The organism is Gammaproteobacteria bacterium, assembly GCA_027296625.1.
Taxonomy (GTDB): Bacteria; Pseudomonadota; Gammaproteobacteria; order JAKEHO01; family JAKEHO01; genus JAKEHO01.
In genome coordinates this window covers 17,034-34,949 of sequence record JAPUIX010000056.1, presented here as the reverse complement: position 1 = coordinate 34,949, position 17,916 = coordinate 17,034, and the positions used below count along the sequence as shown (strand labels likewise).

At 52.6% G+C, this 17,916-nt stretch carries 17 protein-coding genes; 6 read left to right on the top strand and 11 right to left on the bottom strand.

All coding sequences use genetic code 11. The annotated features are described in order from the left end of the window. The first annotated feature begins 105 nt into the window (after positions 1-105). Positions 106-291, top strand: a complete 186-nt coding sequence (locus O6944_03195; GenBank protein ID MCZ6718146.1) for a hypothetical protein — start codon at positions 106-108, stop codon at positions 289-291. A gap of 34 nt (positions 292-325) precedes the next feature. Here O6944_03195 and O6944_03190 read toward each other — a convergent pair whose 3' ends face one another. After that, a complete protein-coding gene (locus tag O6944_03190) occupies positions 326-1,915 on the bottom strand; it encodes a hypothetical protein (GenBank protein MCZ6718145.1) in 1,590 nt (529 codons plus the stop codon). A 198-nt stretch (positions 1,916-2,113) separates the two neighbouring features. Between O6944_03190 and miaB the strand changes: the two genes are divergently transcribed. The 5 genes from miaB (at position 2,114) to lnt (ending at position 7,442) form a co-directional block, all read left to right on the top strand. Further along, positions 2,114-3,481, top strand: coding sequence for a tRNA (N6-isopentenyl adenosine(37)-C2)-methylthiotransferase MiaB (gene miaB / locus O6944_03185; GenBank protein ID MCZ6718144.1), 1,368 nt, complete (start codon positions 2,114-2,116; stop codon positions 3,479-3,481). A gap of 2 nt (positions 3,482-3,483) precedes the next feature. Next, positions 3,484-4,494, top strand: a complete 1,011-nt coding sequence (locus O6944_03180) for a PhoH family protein (protein ID MCZ6718143.1) — start codon at positions 3,484-3,486, stop codon at positions 4,492-4,494. Then, positions 4,491-4,955, top strand: coding sequence for an rRNA maturation RNase YbeY (gene ybeY / locus O6944_03175; protein ID MCZ6718142.1), 465 nt, complete (start codon positions 4,491-4,493; stop codon positions 4,953-4,955). The genes O6944_03180 and ybeY overlap by 4 nt, the downstream gene beginning before the upstream one ends. Then, positions 4,952-5,821 (top strand): CBS domain-containing protein, encoded by an 870-nt coding sequence (locus O6944_03170; protein ID MCZ6718141.1) that lies wholly within the window; start codon positions 4,952-4,954, stop codon positions 5,819-5,821. Before ybeY ends, O6944_03170 begins: the two co-directional genes overlap by 4 nt. A gap of 115 nt (positions 5,822-5,936) precedes the next feature. Further along, the gene (gene lnt / locus O6944_03165) at positions 5,937-7,442 is read left to right on the top strand and encodes an apolipoprotein N-acyltransferase (GenBank protein ID MCZ6718140.1); all 1,506 of its coding nucleotides are present in this window, start codon (positions 5,937-5,939) and stop codon (positions 7,440-7,442) included. A 69-nt stretch (positions 7,443-7,511) separates the two neighbouring features. Here lnt and O6944_03160 read toward each other — a convergent pair whose 3' ends face one another. From O6944_03160 to O6944_03115, 10 genes are all read right to left on the bottom strand, one after another. Further along, positions 7,512-8,441 (bottom strand): DUF368 domain-containing protein, encoded by a 930-nt coding sequence (locus O6944_03160; GenBank protein ID MCZ6718139.1) that lies wholly within the window; start codon positions 8,439-8,441, stop codon positions 7,512-7,514. A gap of 22 nt (positions 8,442-8,463) precedes the next feature. Continuing rightward, on the bottom strand, positions 8,464-9,528 hold the full coding sequence (gene hemE / locus O6944_03155) for a uroporphyrinogen decarboxylase (GenBank protein ID MCZ6718138.1): 1,065 nt from the start codon (positions 9,526-9,528) through the stop codon (positions 8,464-8,466). 324 nt (positions 9,529-9,852) lie between these two features. Then, the gene (locus O6944_03150; protein MCZ6718137.1) at positions 9,853-11,016 is read right to left on the bottom strand and encodes a deoxyguanosinetriphosphate triphosphohydrolase; all 1,164 of its coding nucleotides are present in this window, start codon (positions 11,014-11,016) and stop codon (positions 9,853-9,855) included. After that, positions 11,016-12,110, bottom strand: coding sequence for a 3-dehydroquinate synthase (gene aroB, locus O6944_03145; GenBank protein MCZ6718136.1), 1,095 nt, complete (start codon positions 12,108-12,110; stop codon positions 11,016-11,018). Before aroB ends, O6944_03150 begins: the two co-directional genes overlap by 1 nt. Continuing rightward, the gene (aroK, locus tag O6944_03140; GenBank protein MCZ6718135.1) at positions 12,107-12,625 is read right to left on the bottom strand and encodes a shikimate kinase AroK; all 519 of its coding nucleotides are present in this window, start codon (positions 12,623-12,625) and stop codon (positions 12,107-12,109) included. Before aroK ends, aroB begins: the two co-directional genes overlap by 4 nt. Positions 12,626-12,918: 293 nt before the next feature. Then, positions 12,919-15,051: a type IV pilus secretin PilQ gene (pilQ, locus tag O6944_03135; GenBank protein MCZ6718134.1), complete on the bottom strand. Its 2,133-nt coding sequence runs from the start codon at positions 15,049-15,051 to the stop codon at positions 12,919-12,921. A 21-nt stretch (positions 15,052-15,072) separates the two neighbouring features. Then, a complete protein-coding gene (locus tag O6944_03130) occupies positions 15,073-15,633 on the bottom strand; it encodes a pilus assembly protein PilP (protein ID MCZ6718133.1) in 561 nt (186 codons plus the stop codon). After that, the gene (locus O6944_03125; protein MCZ6718132.1) at positions 15,630-16,235 is read right to left on the bottom strand and encodes a type 4a pilus biogenesis protein PilO; all 606 of its coding nucleotides are present in this window, start codon (positions 16,233-16,235) and stop codon (positions 15,630-15,632) included. Before O6944_03125 ends, O6944_03130 begins: the two co-directional genes overlap by 4 nt. Continuing rightward, positions 16,235-16,813, bottom strand: a complete 579-nt coding sequence (locus tag O6944_03120) for a PilN domain-containing protein (GenBank protein MCZ6718131.1) — start codon at positions 16,811-16,813, stop codon at positions 16,235-16,237. The genes O6944_03125 and O6944_03120 overlap by 1 nt, the downstream gene beginning before the upstream one ends. Beyond that, positions 16,813-17,874: a pilus assembly protein PilM gene (locus tag O6944_03115; GenBank protein MCZ6718130.1), complete on the bottom strand. Its 1,062-nt coding sequence runs from the start codon at positions 17,872-17,874 to the stop codon at positions 16,813-16,815. Before O6944_03115 ends, O6944_03120 begins: the two co-directional genes overlap by 1 nt. Between the last annotated feature and the right edge of the window lie 42 nt (positions 17,875-17,916).

Below are 17,916 nucleotides of genomic sequence, written 5' to 3'. Positions count from 1 at the left end.
CTTATGGGAACTACCAGCAACAGTAACTTCTGGAGCCGTTCGATAATGGAACGGGTCGGCGCTGTATGGCGTTCGATCATGGGACCGAGCAGAAGGGAAGTTCGCTTGAGTAAGCAACGCATCGCGGCCTTGGAACGCGCAGAGCGCGCGGAGGCGATCTCGTTTGAAGCGGTGGCGGAAACGGCTAAGGTCGGGCGTGAACGCGATGAAGCGCTGAAGAAACTTGAAGAACTAGAAAAAACCCTTGCGGAGACTCAGCGCAAATTAAATGAGCTGACGGATTCTAAGTAGGCACATCATACCGGGAAAAGTCTATTCGCAAGTTTCATTTGGATCGTGACCCGGGTTGATGTGCATGATAGTTGGGTGCAATGGTCAGCGCGCCCTGCAAGCTATTCTCTGCCAAGTCGGCGGTTCCCATTTCAAAGTAGCGGTCAATTAGGTCCGGATCATCGAAGTGCCTCTTACCAATAAAGGCTGTGGCATGATTTCCCCACTGACGCATGGCACCAGGCTCAAGAACCCCCATCGGCCAGAGATACCATCTTTCTCCTCGCTCCGTGCCGCTTACAATTGCGTCTTCACGGAATAGGCTGCGGTAACGACCACTAGACAGGGGTAACGAGCGCAGCGCGTGATAGTCACTGAATACGTACGCAGTGCCGCTGTCAGTTTTTGGTGTTGCCAAGATGCGCTGGAGATAGTGTGTACGATGCGCAATGCGTATGAGGATACGTTGACCCACGGGAACCTCTGGCGCGGTTTGGGGAATGAGGGGTGGCTCCTGGTAGGTGTTGGATTGCGCTCGTTCGTGCAGAGTCGGACTGGGGAAAAACATGTGATAGCAGCCGCAATTGTGCATCGCATCGTAGAGAATCGGGCGTCCGTGGGGACCCAACGTGACGCGCCAAGTTAGCCCATCCAGCTTCCCGCCGAGCATATCAAATCGGCCGGTTAGGGGTCGGGCAGGAAACCAGATCAGGTAGTTCAGTTGTAACAGTATTTTTCCTTGAAAGCGCGTATAGGATAAGCGCTGGTAAACGCGAGGATAGATGACGTCGACTGAGGCCATGGAGGTGCTGTCCCAATTCAGTGTGCCGATGCGATCATTATCGTCAACCACGTCGATCTCCCAAATAGGTGCGAATGTAGCGAAGAGCTTATCCCGGTCGAGCGCGCTAGGTTGCGGGATGCTCAGCGGATTATTGGTGATGCGTTTAATGATTGCCGCAGTTTCATCTGGAGTGAGCGCGTTAACTTTTACCGGTGGCACATAGTACACAAGCTGCCCTTTAACCGGCAGGGAATCAATGGGAGTAGCGAAGACATCTAGGATGTTCTCGTGCAAGTTTAAGATGCTTTGGTTTACGAAGGCGGAGCTGATTGGGTAAATGCCGACAACTCGTTTAAAGGTACTATAGTTGTCGGAAACAGTTGCTTTCTGTCGGAGTTTGCGTTTCGCGTTGTCGTCGGCAAGGTCACGCGCACGCAGTGTCTGTCCGCATAGAGTGACTTTTTCTAAGATGTCTGCTTCGTTAGCAGCGTATTTACGAAGATGCTGAAGGCTGTTCTCAGGAAGGTTTGCGATCTCGAGTTTCCTTGCCTGGCGATCCAGGTCCTGCAAGTGATCTGCCCAAGCATCAAACGTATCGTTGTCCATTGGCTCGTCACGATAAGAGGCTAGAAAACGGTCAACGCGCAGATAAGGGAATCCAGCGATCTGCGCTGCCTCGGCATCGGCGACCCCGGTGTCAAACACTATCTGGTTAAGATCCACGAAAAATCTTGCGCACTGACCCTCTTCGCCCTCGTCGCTGAGATGCGCCAGCAAGGGCTGTACCGGTGCTCGCGACTGTCCAGCGCAACCAAGCAATAGCAGCACAACAGGGAAAACGAGGATGAGGCGATAAGTCATTGCATATACGTCGGAGGTGCATACTTCCTGCCAGTTGACCATCCCGTACCATACAGGTTGTATCTCGGAGGTTCAGCGGCACCGAGATTGGTCCGTGCAAACCGGTAAATCAAGGTCCTATCAGTTGGCTGGGATCTGGCTGGAAAATAGCCTCGATAACGTGTAACGTGTTGAAGTCGTTTCCGATTTGTCGGAGTCATGGCACGCAAACTTTATATTAAAACATTCGGCTGTCAGATGAATGAATATGACTCCGCCAGGATGGCGGATGTTCTGGCGGAGTCACATGGACTCACCCGGACGAGTGAACCCACCGAAGCGGACGTTCTCTTACTGAATACCTGTTCTATCCGGGAGAAAGCCCAAGAAAAGGTCTTCTCGCAGCTCGGTGTGTGGCAGCAATGGAAAAAGCAGAAACCCGGGCTCGTCATCGGTGTCGGGGGCTGCGTGGCCAGCCAAGAAGGCGCGGCGATTTGGGAACGGGCACCCATTGTTGACATTGTCTTTGGCCCGCAGACCTTGCATCGTTTACCGCAGATGCTTGACCAGGTTGATGGAGCGGGTAAGCGGGTCATTGATATTACTTTTCCAGAAATCGAGAAGTTCGACCGTCTGCCTAAACCTCGTGCGGAGGGGCCAACTGCCTACGTATCCATTATGGAAGGATGCAGCAAATACTGCACCTTTTGCGTAGTGCCGTACACCCGGGGCGAGGAGTTTAGCCGTGCCTTCGATGATGTGATCACAGATATCGCAGAGCTCGCAGACCAAGGTGTGCGGGAAGTGACTTTGCTTGGACAGAACGTCAACGCCTATCGGGGTCCCATGTACAATGGGGAGATTGCAGACCTGGCGTTGTTAATTAAATACGTTGCGGCCATCGACGGAATCGATCGCATCCGCTTCACCACCTCCCACCCTGTAGAGTTTTCGGAAAGCCTCATCGAGGCATTTGCTGAGGTACCGGAGCTTGTTAACCATTTACATCTGCCGGTGCAGAGCGGTTCTGACCGGATCCTTTCACGGATGAAACGCGGCCATACAGCCCTGGAGTATAAGGCCAAAGTGAGTCGGCTACGCCGGGTGCGGCCTGAAATCAGTATTTCGTCGGATTTTATCGTCGGTTTCCCGGGAGAGACTGATGAAGACTTTGCTGCCACGATGGAGTTGATCGAAGAGGTTTGTTATGACCAGTCCTTCAGTTTCCTTTATAGCCGTCGACCCGGCACACCCGCAGCTAGTTTCCCTGATGACGTCGCACTGGAGGTAAAGAAAGAGCGTCTCTCGCTTCTGCAGGAGCGGATCAACGCAATGGCTCATGAAATTAGCCGGCGAATGATTGGTAACGTCGAGCGTATCTTGGTAGAGGGGCCATCTCGTAAGAAAGCGGCTGAGCTCTGTGGACGCACAGAGAACAATCGCGTTGTCAATTTCTCTGGTGACCCCAGTCTCATTGGTCAGTTTGCCGATGTGCGGATCGTACAGGCCCTGTCCAACTCGCTTCGTGGCGAGCCGGTCACGCACGAACGTGAAAGCTTAACGACGGAGCGTCTCGTTTCGGCCTAACTTTGAATACGCGGTCCAATTCCTACCAAGCGCTCGCGAGCGACCTTGTTCTTCATCCCGCCGATAATAAGCGACTTGCAAATCTGTGCGGGCCGTTCGACGAACACCTTCGCCAGCTCGAGCGGCGTATGGGTGTTGAGATTAATAACCGAGGCAACACGTTTCGAGTGATCGGTTCACCTAAGTCCGCGGAGATAGCAGGTAGGGTTATAAAACAACTTTATGAAGCAACGAGCAATGAGGTACTTTCTCCGGAGCGCGTTCATCTCTTCTTACAAGAAGCAGGCATAGAGGAACTTCTGGAAGGTGAGGAGTATGACGAAGCGATCATCCATACCAAGCACAGCGTCATTAAAGCGCGCGGTCCAAATCAGAGAGGTTATTTAAGGAATATTCAAAGCCATGACATAAGCTTTGGTATTGGCCCGGCAGGGACGGGTAAGACCTATCTCGCAGTGGCTTGTGCTGTGGAGGCGCTCGCGCAAGATCAGGTGCGCCGGGTTATTCTTGTACGCCCCGCGGTGGAGGCGGGTGAACGGCTTGGTTTCTTGCCCGGCGATATGGCCCAGAAAGTTGATCCGTATTTAAGACCATTATACGACGCTCTATATGAGATGTTGGGGTTTGAACGGGTAGCTCGATATATTGATCGGAACATTATTGAGGTCGCGCCGCTTGCTTTTATGCGTGGCCGCACCTTGAACGAGTCATTTATCATCCTAGATGAGGCACAGAACACCACGGTCGAACAGATGAAGATGTTTCTTACCCGCACCGGCTTTGGGTCAAGGGCTGTGGTTACGGGGGACATAACCCAGATTGACCTACCCCGTGGTCGTAAGTCCGGGCTTCGTCACGTAATTGATGTGCTGAAGGATAGCGACGACGGTATCAGCTTTACGTTCTTCCAGGCGCGGGACGTTGTTCGGCATCCTCTCGTCGCACGCATCCTCAATGCTTATGAGCGGAACGAAAGAGAAAATAGTGACGATTCCTCTGATAAGCAGTCATGAGCGTCGAAGTCGATGTGCAATACGCCGTTATGGCTGATGGGGTGCCATCGGTTTCGGATATTGAGACATGGATCGGCGCTGTGGTCCGTGGGCGCCGGGAGAATGTGCAACTGACAGTGCGCATTGTTGATGAAGAGGAAGGCACTGAGCTGAACGAACGATGGCGACAGGCTCGTGGACCAACGAATGTGCTGTCCTTTCCTAGTGAAGGTCTTGAGGCGATCACGCCGGATCTGCTCGGCGACGTTGTGATCTGTGCCCCCGTCGTGGAAAGCGAGGCTCGAGAGCAGGGCAAGAGTCTCACAGCCCATTGGACACACATGGTGATACACGGAACCTTGCACCTGTTAGGGTTTGATCACGTCGACGAGGATCACGCAAGGGAAATGGAATTGTTAGAGGCCCAGATTCTTAAAGAGCTTGGTTATTCTGATCCGTATGAGTCTGTGATCGATTCATGAGCGACGATCGACCTAATAACGGTTCCAGCTCGCGGAGTTGGTTCGAGCGCTTAACCAAAGTGCTTACTGGCGAGCCGCAGGACCAGCAAGCCCTTATTGACCTCCTGCGCGCCGCTGAGCAACGTAACCTCTTGCATGCGGATGCCCTTCCGATGATTGAGGGAGCGCTGCAAGTCTCAGACATCCAAGTGCGTGACATCATGGTTCCTCGCGTGCAAATGGTTGTAGTGAAACAAGATGCTAAGCCGCAGGATTTCTTGCCTATAGTGATCGAATCAGGGCATTCTCGATTTCCAGTTATTGGCGATGACGTGGACGAAGTGGTCGGTATCCTCCTAGCTAAAGATCTGCTTGTCTATCTCGCCAAGCGTGATGCCGAGGCGTTTGATAGTAGGGATGTCATGCGGCCAGCGGTATTTGTGCCTGAGAGCAAGCGCTTGAATGTGCTGCTTAGGGAGTTTCGTGCAAGTCGCAATCACATGGCAATCGTTGTCGATGAGTACAGCGGAGTTTCAGGTCTGGTTACGATTGAAGATGTCATCGAGGAAATTGTTGGTGAGATCAAGGATGAACATGATATCGATGAGGAAGACTTTATAAAACAACACGGGAAAAATAGATATACTGTAAAAGCGCTTACGCCCATTGAAGACTTTAATCGGTATTTCCACACCAACTTTAGTGATGAAGAATATGACACGTTCGGTGGGCTCATGTTAAATGCGTTTGGACACTTGCCTAGACGCGGAGAGACAATCGATTATGGTGGATTTAACGTTAAAGTTCTGCGTGCAGACAAACGCCGCATTCATCTGATGCGACTCATCAGGCTAGAGTCGGAAAACGTAACAGAAAAACCCAGTTGACGGACGTAACTAAAAACCTAGGCAGCTAAGGGTCTATCGCCGTAAATAGGGGGTGATGCAATCTGCTGGAGCCCCATGTTTTGTATAACGACAATTCAGCGCGAATAAATTCTTGGTGATCCTAGCTCCACGGCAGAGTGCGTATATTCAAGATGCGATCGCGCTACTTGCAGGATTGGCCCTGCCGTTCGCGTTCGCGCCTTTTCAGTGGTTCCCCATTGCTGTCATCTCGCCCGCGCTTCTTTTCCTGACCTGGCGGAATAATCCTCCTTGGCGGGCCTTTTGGCGTGGGTGGCTTTACGGGATGGGCATGTTTGGTGTAGGGGTCTACTGGCTACACATCAGCATCTATCAATTTGGTGGCCTTAAGCTGCCAGTTGCACTTCTGTTGACCTACCTGTTGGTTGCTTATCTAGCCTGCTATCCGGCGGTTGCCGGGTACGTTGCTAGAAGGTTCTTTAGCGTAGGTGAAGCGCTGTGGTTGCTTGCCGTGGTACCCGCAACATGGACGCTCGTCGAATGGCTGCGTGGATGGATTTTAACCGGGTTCCCCTGGCTTAATTTGGGTTACAGTCAGATTGACGCCCCGCTTGCCAGTCTGGCGCCGCTCGTTGGCGTATACGGTGTGAGTTGGGCGGTGGCTTTGAGTGCTGGTCTGCTCGCCTACGCTTTTTGCGGAGGGCTCAGGCAATGTGCGTATCCACTTTCTGCAATAGTGTTGTTGTGGGCCGGTGCTTTTTTGTTGGGGCGTGTCTCGTGGACAGAGCCAACCGGAGAGACGGTTAAGGTCGCGTTACTTCAGGGCAATGTCACGCAGCAGATGAAGTGGCTACCGGAGGAACGTCAACAGACAATAAGGCTCTATCAGGCCCTAACGAAAAAGTTCTGGGGTGAAGATCTCATCATCTGGCCAGAAGCGGCAATACCGGCCTTCTATCATTCCGTCACACCCGTTATAGAGTCATTACAATCAAAAGCTCGCCTAGATGGGACGGACTTACTCATTGGCATTCCTGTTCTTGATCCTGACGGTGCCCGTTATTACAACAGCGTCGTTGCGATCGGCGGCCACGCTGGGGCTTATCACAAACAGCATCTTGTCCCGTTTGGTGAATTCATGCCGCTGGGGAAGTGGCTGCAACGCTTGGCGGACCTCCTGGCAATACCCATGTCGGGCTTTAGCGCCGGGCCGGCTAATCAACCGCTGCTCCGAGTTGCTGGCCATCATGTGGGTGTTTCCATCTGCTATGAGATCATTTTTGGGGAGGAGATCATCAGGGCACTCCCCGATGCGGATTTCCTGGTCAATGTCAGCAATGATGGATGGTTTGGGGATTCCCTCGGACCGCATCAGCATTTTCAGATGGCACGTATGCGAGCATTGGAGACGGGCCGTTATGTGTTACGTGCAACGAATACGGGTATCACTGCAGTTATTGACGCCAAAGGGGAAGTCCTTGCGCGCTCCCCTCAGTTCAAAATCCATACTTTAGTTGCCGATATCCGGATATATGATGGGTGGACCCTTTACGCACGTATGGGCAATACACCCGTTATCGTAGCCTTCTTCCTTATGCTCGGCTTGGCCGCCTGGCTCGGTCGGCATTCCTCGGCAAGGTGATAATAGGGCGCTTCAAGCAGAGCGCACATCAATAAGGGATCTTCTCGTCGCAGGGTTTAACGGCGTTGCTCAAGCCACCTGACTTATACGCTTTCGTGCAAGCCAGTCGATAAACAAAATGAAAACGAAACCAAGCCCTACGAGCAGCAGAGAAAGCACTGTCGTTCCATCGAGTGATTGGGGGACTAACGGAACCGTGCTTATGAGATGCTCTTCCCCTCGTATGAATTCATATACCCTATCCTGAAACGGCCAAATTACCCAAAGTGAAGCAACAAGGATTCCCGTAATAACGAGTAACGTGGGCCGGTAATACGTGTTGAGTAACGAGGTTAAAATACGGCTGAAAAGCGCAAGACCTGTGATGGCGCCCAGGATGAATGGAACCATCACAGTAAAGTCGAGTTTGCTCAATCCATCGAACACATAGGCGTATTTTCTGAAGATCAGGAGGATAAAGGATCCAGAGATACCTGGCAGAATCATTGCACAGGTGGCTATCGCTCCGGAGATGAAAATGAACCATGCGCTGTTCGGCGTATTGAATGGTACCAGGTTAACCAGCAGGAGGCCCAATACGATGCCCGCAGCAAGCTCGAGGTATTCATTACGGTTTAGCTCACCGAGCTGCCTTAATAGGATAATGATTGAGCCCAATATCAATCCGAAAAATAAACCATAGGTAACTTCGGGGTGCGTACGGATATATACGGGTAACGGAGCGATGCGGGTAAAAAACAGCAACGCTGCAATGATCCCGACACAGAGCGGTATGAGAAATCCAAAATGCGGATAAGTAATTGCGCCCTTGATGTCGAGCCTTACGAGACGCCACAACCATTCCACATCAAAGGACTTAATCGCCGTAAGCAGTTTGGGATAGATTCCGAGAATAAAGGCAATTGTTCCTCCGCTAACCCCGGGAATAACGTCCGCGGTACCCATACAAAATCCTTTGACGATCGTTGCTCCATGCTCGTAGAGTGAATTTTGTTTCATTGGTGATTGATCAACGGACGGGTTAGGCGTGAAAGGGGGGGCTCAACTCATGCACAGCTTGGATAAAGACCTCAACATGCTCCGGTTTAGTCTCCGGGTGAATACCATGTCCCAGATTAAACACATGTCCAGTGCCGTGGCCGTAACTCTCCAAGATTACTTTAACTTCCTCCCGGATCCGAGCGGGTGAAGCAAAGAGAATGAGTGGGTCCATATTTCCCTGTAAGGCAACACGTTCGCCTACCGTTGCCCGTACCACTCCGATATCCAGAGTCCAGTCTAGTCCTATCGCATCACAATGGCTCTCCGCCATCGCATCGAGCCAGGCGCCTCCACCTTTTGTAAAAAGGATCACCGGCACTACGATGCCTTCGCACTCGCGATTTAAACCTTGTATCACGCGTTGAGAGTATTCAAGTGAAAAGTCGTGGTAGCCGCGAGTAGTCAGCAGCCCTCCCCAGGTATCGAAGATCATCAGCACCTCGGCGCCAGCGGCGATCTGCGCGTTGAGGTAGCGAGTCACAGCCTCGGTAATGATTGCAAGCAGCCGATGCATCATGTCAGGTCGCTCATACGCGAGCTCCTTAACCAGTGGGAAATCCTTACTTGACTGGCCCTCTACCATATAAGTGGCCAGGGTCCAGGGACTGCCGGCGAAGCCGATGAGCGGCACGCGCCCGTCAAGTTCTTGGCGCACTAGACGAATGGTGTCCATGACGTATCGGAGTTCCGTTTCCGGATCGGGCACACCGAGCGCCTTGACGTCCGCCTCCGAGCGTATTGGCCGCTTGAAGCGTGGGCCTTCTCCATCCGTGATAGAAAGGCCGAGGCCCATGGCATGGGGTATCGTCAGGATGTCCGAGAACAGAATCGCGGCATCGAGGGGAAATCTTGAAAGCGGTTGTAAGGTGACTTCACATGCAAGCTCCGGAGTGGTGCAGAGTGTCATAAAATTACCTGCGCGGCTGCGCGTGGCTCGGTATTCCGGCAAATAGCGTCCTGCCTGGCGCATCATCCACACTGGCGTCATGTCCACGGGTTCGCGTCTCAGCGCGCTTAAGATCCGCTTGTTTTTTAATTCCGACATGGGGCAGCCGAGCACGGCAATCCGAGTTGCCTGAGGTGGGTCAGAGGGGGTGCCTCCAAGGGCCTGATTAGGGCCCAGAGATCATGGGAGTGCGGAGCAAATACAGGCACGATCGCTGAAAATAGCGACACATTAGCGTAAAAAGCCGATGCTGGGAGATCGCAAATGATCACCGATTCTGCCCCTGTGAACGGCATGCAATGATGAACACCGGGTTTCTGCGTAATGCATCGAAGCCCGGCAAAGCATGAAGCCCCCCATAAGGGCCTCTTGGGGCTCGGGCGTGGGGGCCAGCATCGGACGACTCGCGTTTTGAATATCCCCCTAAGATTGCGAGCGTAGTGCCGTTGGATCCACGATACGGTCATACTCAATCCTTGCATAGCGGTCTGTCATCCCGGCAATGTAATCGGCCACGCCTCGAGCACGGCCTGCCTCATCTCCACCTTCACGTTCCAGATGCAGCGTGGTAACCCTTACGTCTGCCGGGAGCAAGTCAACGTTATGCATAAAGGCATTGAAAAGCGCGGAAATGATTGCTTTTGCCTCTACAGACATGCGATGGACATGGTGATGGCGGTAGAGGTGTTTGTGCAAAAATCGCTTGAGTTCTAATTGCCTCTGACGCATCTCCTTGCTAAAGGTGACGAGTCGCCTCTCGGCGGAACGCACAGCCTCAATATCCGCAGGATTCAGCGCCTCGATGTTTTTCTGGGAGTTTTCAATGAGGTCGCTTACTTGTTGATTAATCATCCGTCTGATTACTTCGTGAACCACGCGTCTTTTGGACAGGTCGGGCCAACGCTTGATAACTTCAGTATGTTTTTCGCCAAATAGCCGAATCTCGCACAGTTCATCAACATGAATCAATCTCGCACGAAGACCATCATCGACATCGTGATTGTTATAGGCAATCTCATCCGCGAGATTGCAGAGCTGGGCTTCAAGGCCCGGCCGTTGTTGTTCGAGAAATCGACGTCCCACGTCACCGAGTTCAGCTGCCTTTTCCACTGGGCAGTGTTTAAGGATTCCTTCACGCGTCTCAAAAGTGAGGTTGAGGCCCGTGAACTCAGGGTATCGTTGCTCAAGTACATCGACGACGCGCAGCGATTGTAAATTATGTTCAAACTCACCGAAGTTGCGCATGCAATCATTAAGGGCATCCTGGCCCGAATGACCAAACGGGGTATGGCCGAGATCATGTGCCAAGGCAATGGCTTCTGTCAGATCCTCATTTAGCCGCAATGCTCGTGCAATTGTACGTCCAATTTGGGCCACTTCGATTGAATGCGTTAATCGGGTGCGAAACATGTCGCCTTCGTGATTAACGAATACCTGGGTCTTATATTCGAGGCGTCGAAAGGCGGCAGAGTGGATAATGCGATCCCGATCTCGCTGATATTGGTCGCGGTAAGCCGAGGCCGGTTCCTTGTACCTACGGCCGCGGGAGGATTCTTGACTGGCTGCATACGGCGCCAGATCAGGCATCACGCGACCTCTGGCACTTCGCGGCAATGGGACAGGGTGTCCTTCAAAGCTTCTATATCGAAGTCGGAGGTTACGACGGCATCTCCGATGCCCCGTAAAAGCACCAGTCGTAGGGTGCCATCTTTCGCCTTTTTGTCTACAGCCATCAGCTCCAGCATGCGTGTAGGCTTTATTGCGTTTGGCGCCCTAACTGACAGGCGTGCCTGTTTGATAAGCATTTCAATACGATCAACTTTTGTCTGATCAATCCAGCCGAGGCGGGCCGATAGATCAGCCGCCATATAAATGCCTGCCGCAACAGCCTCGCCGTGTAACCATTGCCCGTACCCGAGACCAGTCTCGATCGCATGCGCAAATGTATGACCCAGATTCAGCAGCGCGCGCATACCTGCCTCACGCTCGTCGGCAGCGACCACGTAAGCCTTGTGTTGGCAGGAGCACTCGATCGCGAAGCTAAGGGCCTCCGGCTCGCGCTCAAGGAGCGCGGCCATATGACCCTCTAACCAGTCGAAGAATCCCTGATCCCGAATGAGCCCGTATTTTATAACCTCGGACAGCCCGGCACAGAACTCTCTGTCGTCTAGGGTCCCGAGTGTTCGCGTGTCGGCGATCACACATTGCGGTTGGTGAAACGCGCCAATCATGTTCTTGCCTAATGGATGATTGACAGCAGTTTTGCCGCCCACTGATGCGTCAACCTGGGCGAGCAAAGTGGTCGGTATTTGAATGTAGTCAATACCTCGCTGATAACAAGCGGCTGCAAAGCCAGTGATATCCCCTATGACGCCACCTCCTAAGGCAACTAATGTGCTGGTGCGGCCAAACTGGTTTTCTAGCAAAGCAGTAATGATCCTGTTCATTACGTCCAGGTTTTTGTGTTCTTCACCATCGGGCAGCACAAGCGTTTCGGTCGAGTAACGACTAAGTGCATTCAACACGGTTTCCAAATACAGCGGCGCCACGGTGGTGTTCGTTACCACCATGATTTTCCGCCCTCGAATATGGGCCGCCAGAGGATCTGGTTGGTCTATCAGGTGCTCACCGATGTAGATCGGATAACGCCTTGCTCCCAACTCGACCATTAATGTTTTCATTGATTTTCAGTTTGTTGACAGATATCGTTTACGACTCGTCGTACTGTACGGCGGCCTGTTTCTACTATCAAATCGGCAACCTCTCGATATAAGGGATCACGCTCCGCGATGACCTGTTTCATCTTCTGTTGCGGATCTTCATTCTGGAGTAAGGGACGTTTCCGATCCAAGCACGTGCGTTCGAGCAATTGTTCCATTGGTGCGTGTAGGTAGATCACAAATCCACGGCTAACAAGCCGTGACCGATTATCCGGGTCGAGTACGGCGCCGCCGCCACTAGCGAGCACAATACCCTGTAGCTGTGTTAACTCGTCGATTACTTGCTTCTCACGCTTGCGAAAACCTTTTTCGCCCTCCATCTCAAAGATAAAGGGAATATCTACACCAGTACGCGTTTCGATTTCGTGGTCACTATCACGAAAATCCATCTTAAGTTGTTTGGCAAGTTGGCGACCGATGGTTGATTTGCCTGCGCCCATGGGACCGACGAGAAAAATATTGTTAGGCCTAGCTATCACGAAGCTGGCATCAGATTTTGAATACTCGATTGCGCATCAAAAAAGGCGAGTTCACTTTATCGAGATGGGTGGTGCAGATATGCCAGTGTTAAGTTTAGAAATCAAGCCTCTGTCGGAATTCTTGAACCAGCCCGATAGTCTATGAGCTCGGGTATCTGAGGTGAATGGGGCTGTCCTGAGCGCCGAGCGAGGTTCTGGCCCCGCGTGAAGGCGACACGAGCAAAAAAAAGATGTGGCCCGTGAGGACCACATCTAGTCGCGTCGACCCAATCCGTGGGTCTTCGTGGATCTCACAACTCTACGGTTAACGTCTCTTTAAGGATCTTCGGTGTCACGAAGATGAGCAGTTCGGAACGATTCTTTGTTGTCAGGGTCCGCTTGAACAAGAAACCAAAGAGCGGCAGGTCACTGAACCAGGGGACTCTATCAATGGTCACCTCGTCTAACTGTGTGTAGACCCCGCCAAGCACGACCGTCTCGCCATTGTCGACCAGGACCTGTGTGGTGACCTCATTGGTATCGATCGGCGGCACGCCAAGGACTTCCGGGGAACCCCGAGTGTCCTGGTTGACCTGCAGGTCCAAAAGCACGCGGTCGTCCGGGGTGATCTGGGGCGTGACTCTCAGCGACAAGACCGCCTTCTTGAACGCCACCGAGGTGGCGCCGCTGGAGGTGGCCTCCTGGTACGGAATCTCTTCGCCTGTCTCTATGAGGGCCTCTTGCTGGTTTGCCGTAATGACCCTCGGACTCGCGATGTCTTCTGTGCGCCCTTCGGCAATCGCCGCGGATAGCTCGAGCTGCAGGAGCCAGGTCCCAACCTTACCGACGACCAGGCCCAGCGCCCCAGCGGGATCGGTAACAGGCAGGTCGACGATAAAATCCTCAAGTCCTGCCGTGTTGAACCCGGTCGGGTCGAGATCCTCAAATATACCCAATTCCGTTCCGCCCGCGATGGCGAAGGTCTTGGTCCTGCTGGGATCCTCCGTGCGCCCGGCCAGCCCAAAGCGGACACCGATGTCTTTGGCAAAGTCCTCGCTGGCATTGACGATGCGTGACTCGATGAGCACCTGTCGCACCGGGATGTCGAGCTTAATGATCATCTCTCGGATGCTTTGGAGGTTTACTGCGATATCCTGCACGATAAGTATGTTGGTGCGCTGATCGATAGTCACGTTACCGCGCTCTGACAGCAGGTTGTTGGCTTCGGCCTTGATTAGCACTGCGAGATCCGACGCCTTGGCGTAGTTAACCTGAATAAACTCCGTCCGCAAGGGAGCCAGTTCCTCGAGTTGCCTTTCTGCCTCAAGCTCCAGTTTCTCGCGTGCCGCGATCTCTTCCTGAGGGGCAACCATGACGACGTTGCCGACCCTGCGCATAGCCAAACCTTTCGATTTCAAGATGATGTCTAGTGCCTGGTCCCAGGGCACGTTCTTCAAGCGGAGCGTTATATTGCCTGTGACGGTATCGCTCGCCACCATATTGAGGCCTGTAAAATCGGCGATAAGCTGGAGTACCGCGCGCACCTCGATGTTCTGGAAGTTAAACGACAAGCGCTCTCCCGTGTAACCAAATTTTTCCTTTCTGATCGCTTCCTTCTGTGCCGGGGTGAGTGGCTTGACCTCGACTGTGAATATTTTGTCCGTCTGATAGGAGAGGTAGTCGTAGTTCTCAGTCGTTGTGGTGATGACCATACGGGCTCCATTGCCGAGTGGTGAGGTATCGATTTCCTTGACCGGTGTTGCAAAGTCGATTACGTTGAGACGTCGATCGAGCTCTTCCGGGAGTGAGGTGTCCAGGAAATCGATGATGATGTTGCCGGCTTCCTGATCCAGGTTAATGCCGATGGAGGGATCCGTGAGGGTGACGATTACTCTACCTTCGCCCTGATCGCCACGGCGGAAGTCGATCTTGTCGATACCTGCCATGCCCACGGGCATCCGGGCTGGCCCGGCGGCCTCGATTTTCGCAGGGAGACCGGTTGCGACGAGTTCCACTGTCTGTAGGGTGAGCACCACGGAATTTCCTTCTACCCGCAGGTCATAGGGCACTAGTTGTACGAGATTCAGTACAACACGGGTACGTCCACCAGCCTCGACCGCTACCACACTATGGGCCATGCCGACACCGATAGCCTGACTCTTTGCCTCCAGATTCAGACTTGTGTCTGGAAAGTCCAGCGCGATGCGGGCCGGATTGTCAATGCTGAAGCTCAATGGCTCTTGCTCCAGTGGCACAGACAGATTAAGTCTTACCTGCACCTGATCCCCGGGTAGTACTGAGTAGCTAATGCTATCCAGGGTGTTGCCGGCGGAATGGACGACAGTGTGCAGACACAGCAGATACATTGCCACGGCAAGGCGCGAAAGCCACTTAACTGACGAGTTTGTAGTCGCTTGATCGTTTAACGCTATCGATACCGTCATGATTTCCACCCCTTTGTCAGATTATTCAACCAGTGCTAGCGCGGCTGTACGCTCTGTCCACCGGCCCTGGCTGTCCTGAACAACCTCCCGAAGTTCAATTCTGTCTTCGTAGATATTCGTGATCTTTCCAATGTTGCGACCCATGTAGTTGCCAACCTTGACGCGGTGAATCGTTCCGTCTGGGTCTACAATAATCCCCCATTGCTCATCTGTATCCTCCAATAGACCCACCATGCGTAGGCTATCAAGCTCAAACTGTTCGAGTTCCTCACGATTCCTATTCTGTAGCTCATCGATATATTTATTGTTTTGTGAATCTGCCAATTCGGCGGTGATCTCATCTAGGGACTTTTCAAAGAACGGAGCAAAAGGATCCCGTTCGCCACTTGATTGATACGTATATGCTTCATAGGGTCTAATCTCCGGGAGCGGTTCAAGGCGCCCCCCCGGCCTCGCCTTGATCTGTTCTACGAATTCCTCTAGGTCGCTGATGTCACGGGATACGCAGCCGCCCGTGACAACCGCGATCAGACTCAGGCCGAGGAAGGCTGATAACAATGCTTTAGGACGCGCCCTCATCATTGGGCCGCTCCCGCTTGTGCTTCCTCTTCTTCCTCCATCGCGCGATAGGTTTTTGCCGTGACTGTCATCGTCAAGCCTTTGTCGCCCTGCTTTGAGATATTGATGTCGTGTTCGGTAACGATGCGGGGAAGCGCAGCGACGCCGCTAACGAATTCTCCTAACTCGTGATAATCGCCCTTCACTTGTATGCGAATCGGTAGCTCTGCATAAAACTCTGACGGCTGTTCCTGCAGGGGCTGGAAAAGCTCAAATTCAAGGCCGCTGGCTAGGCCTGTCTGGGAGATGTCGACAAGCAACCCAGCCACTTCCGTTTTATTGGGAAGTTGGCGGAGCATGTCACCAAATGTCTGCTCCATTTCCTTCATCTGTTGTTTTAAGGCTTCCAGATTTGCGGCCTTCTTTTGTTTGAATCCAAAGGTTTCCCGCAGACTGATTTCCTCAGCCTCAACCTTAGCGAGCGTGTCTCGTTGTTTCTGCGTATCTAAGTACCACGCTGCACCAAGAATGCCGCCGCATACCAACATGATGATCCCGAGCTTTGCAGGTGTCGGCCAATTGCCGATGTTTTGGAGTTCAAGATTTTGTAGATCCGACCAATTCATTATGAACCTGCCTCGTCTTCGCTATCTTCTTCAGCCTTCGGATACACTTGATTAAAGCGCAGGGTGAAGTTGCTAATGCGCGTTCCTTTCTGATCTGTTGTTTGAATAATGTCGAGCTCTGGCGTCGCTAACCAGGGTGATTCCTCGAGATTGCGCATGAAATTAGAAACGCGCGCATTCGATTGGGCGATGCCGTCAATCGTTATGACGGCACCTTTTTGAGTAACCTGTTTAAGACTGACTCCTTCCGGCAAACTGGTAACCATTTCATCAAACAACCGAACGATCAAAGGACGATTGGCTTGCAGCCGCTCAATAGCTCTCATGCGCGCTAGGAGTCTTTCTTTCTCCCTTTCAAGTTCCCTAATCTCTTTGATCTTCTTATCAAGTAGCACAATCTGGACCTGAAGGTATTGGTTACGCGAATTCTGATAGGAGATTAATTGTTCGAAGAAGAGATGGACGAAACCCCAAATGCCTAGCGTCACAACAATGGCCACACCCACGGTGATATAGAATCGAGTTTGGCGCTCTTTGCGGAGCGCCGCGCGCCAGGGAAGCAGGTTAATCTTCGCCATTAGTCGAAGCTCCTCAGCGCCAGTCCGCAGCAGGTCATCAATGCGGGCGCGTCATTGCTCAATGCCTGCGCGCGAACACCGGACGATATCGACATGTTGGCGAATGGATTTGCAATGCGCGTCGTGACGCCGGTCGTGGATTCGACCAGTTCACCAATGCCCGCTATAGAAGCGCACCCTCCCGCGAGGAAAAGCTGATCAACATTCGTAATCTGGCTTGACGAGTAGAAAAATTGCATAGCCCGGCTGATCTGTTGTGCCATTGCTTCCTTGAAAGGCTCGAGAACCTCCGGCACATAATTCTCCGGCAATCCACCTTGCCGTTTTGCTTGCCCAGCTTCTTCGTAGGAGAGCCCATAGCGGCGTTGAATATCTTCTGTTAACTGCTTCCCGCCAAAAGCCTGTTCGCGGGTGTACATGATTTTCAGATTTTCCAGTACGCTGAAAGTCGTCATTGCTGCGCCAACATCGGCGATGGCAATCACTTGATCTTTGCCGCGGCCGGGCATGTCCTTGGCAAGCAGCCCAATTGAGTTTTCCAGGGCAAAGGCTTCTACATCGATGATTTTTGCGGTGAGGCCGGCAACCTCAAGCGCTGCTACCCGTACATCAATGTTGTCGCTTCTTGATGCCGCGAGTAGAACATCAACGCGACCTGGTTGCTCTTGAGATGGCCCGAGCACCTCAAAATCCATATTGATCTCTTCCAGCGGAAATGGGATATATTGATCAGCTTCGACCTCAATTTGACCTTCCATTTCATCCTCAGAAAGGTCTCCTGGCATGGAAATGATCTTGGTAATAATGGCGGAGCCCGCGACGGCGGCAGCGGCGTATTTGGTGCGCGTGCTAGCCTTTTTGACCGCTCGACCGATAGCTTCGCCGACTGCTTCAACATCGGTTATATTCTTTTCTACTACAGTATTGGGCGGAGTGGGCTCTGCCGCGTAACTTTCAACACGATATCGAGAACCGGTACGGCCAAGTTCAAGGAGTTTTATTGACGTTGAGCTGATGTCAACGCCTAGAATCGGAACCGATTTGCTCTTGAATAGGAGCATCGTTTTTCCTTTTTAGTCTCCGTGGTTATGGCGCATACGTCG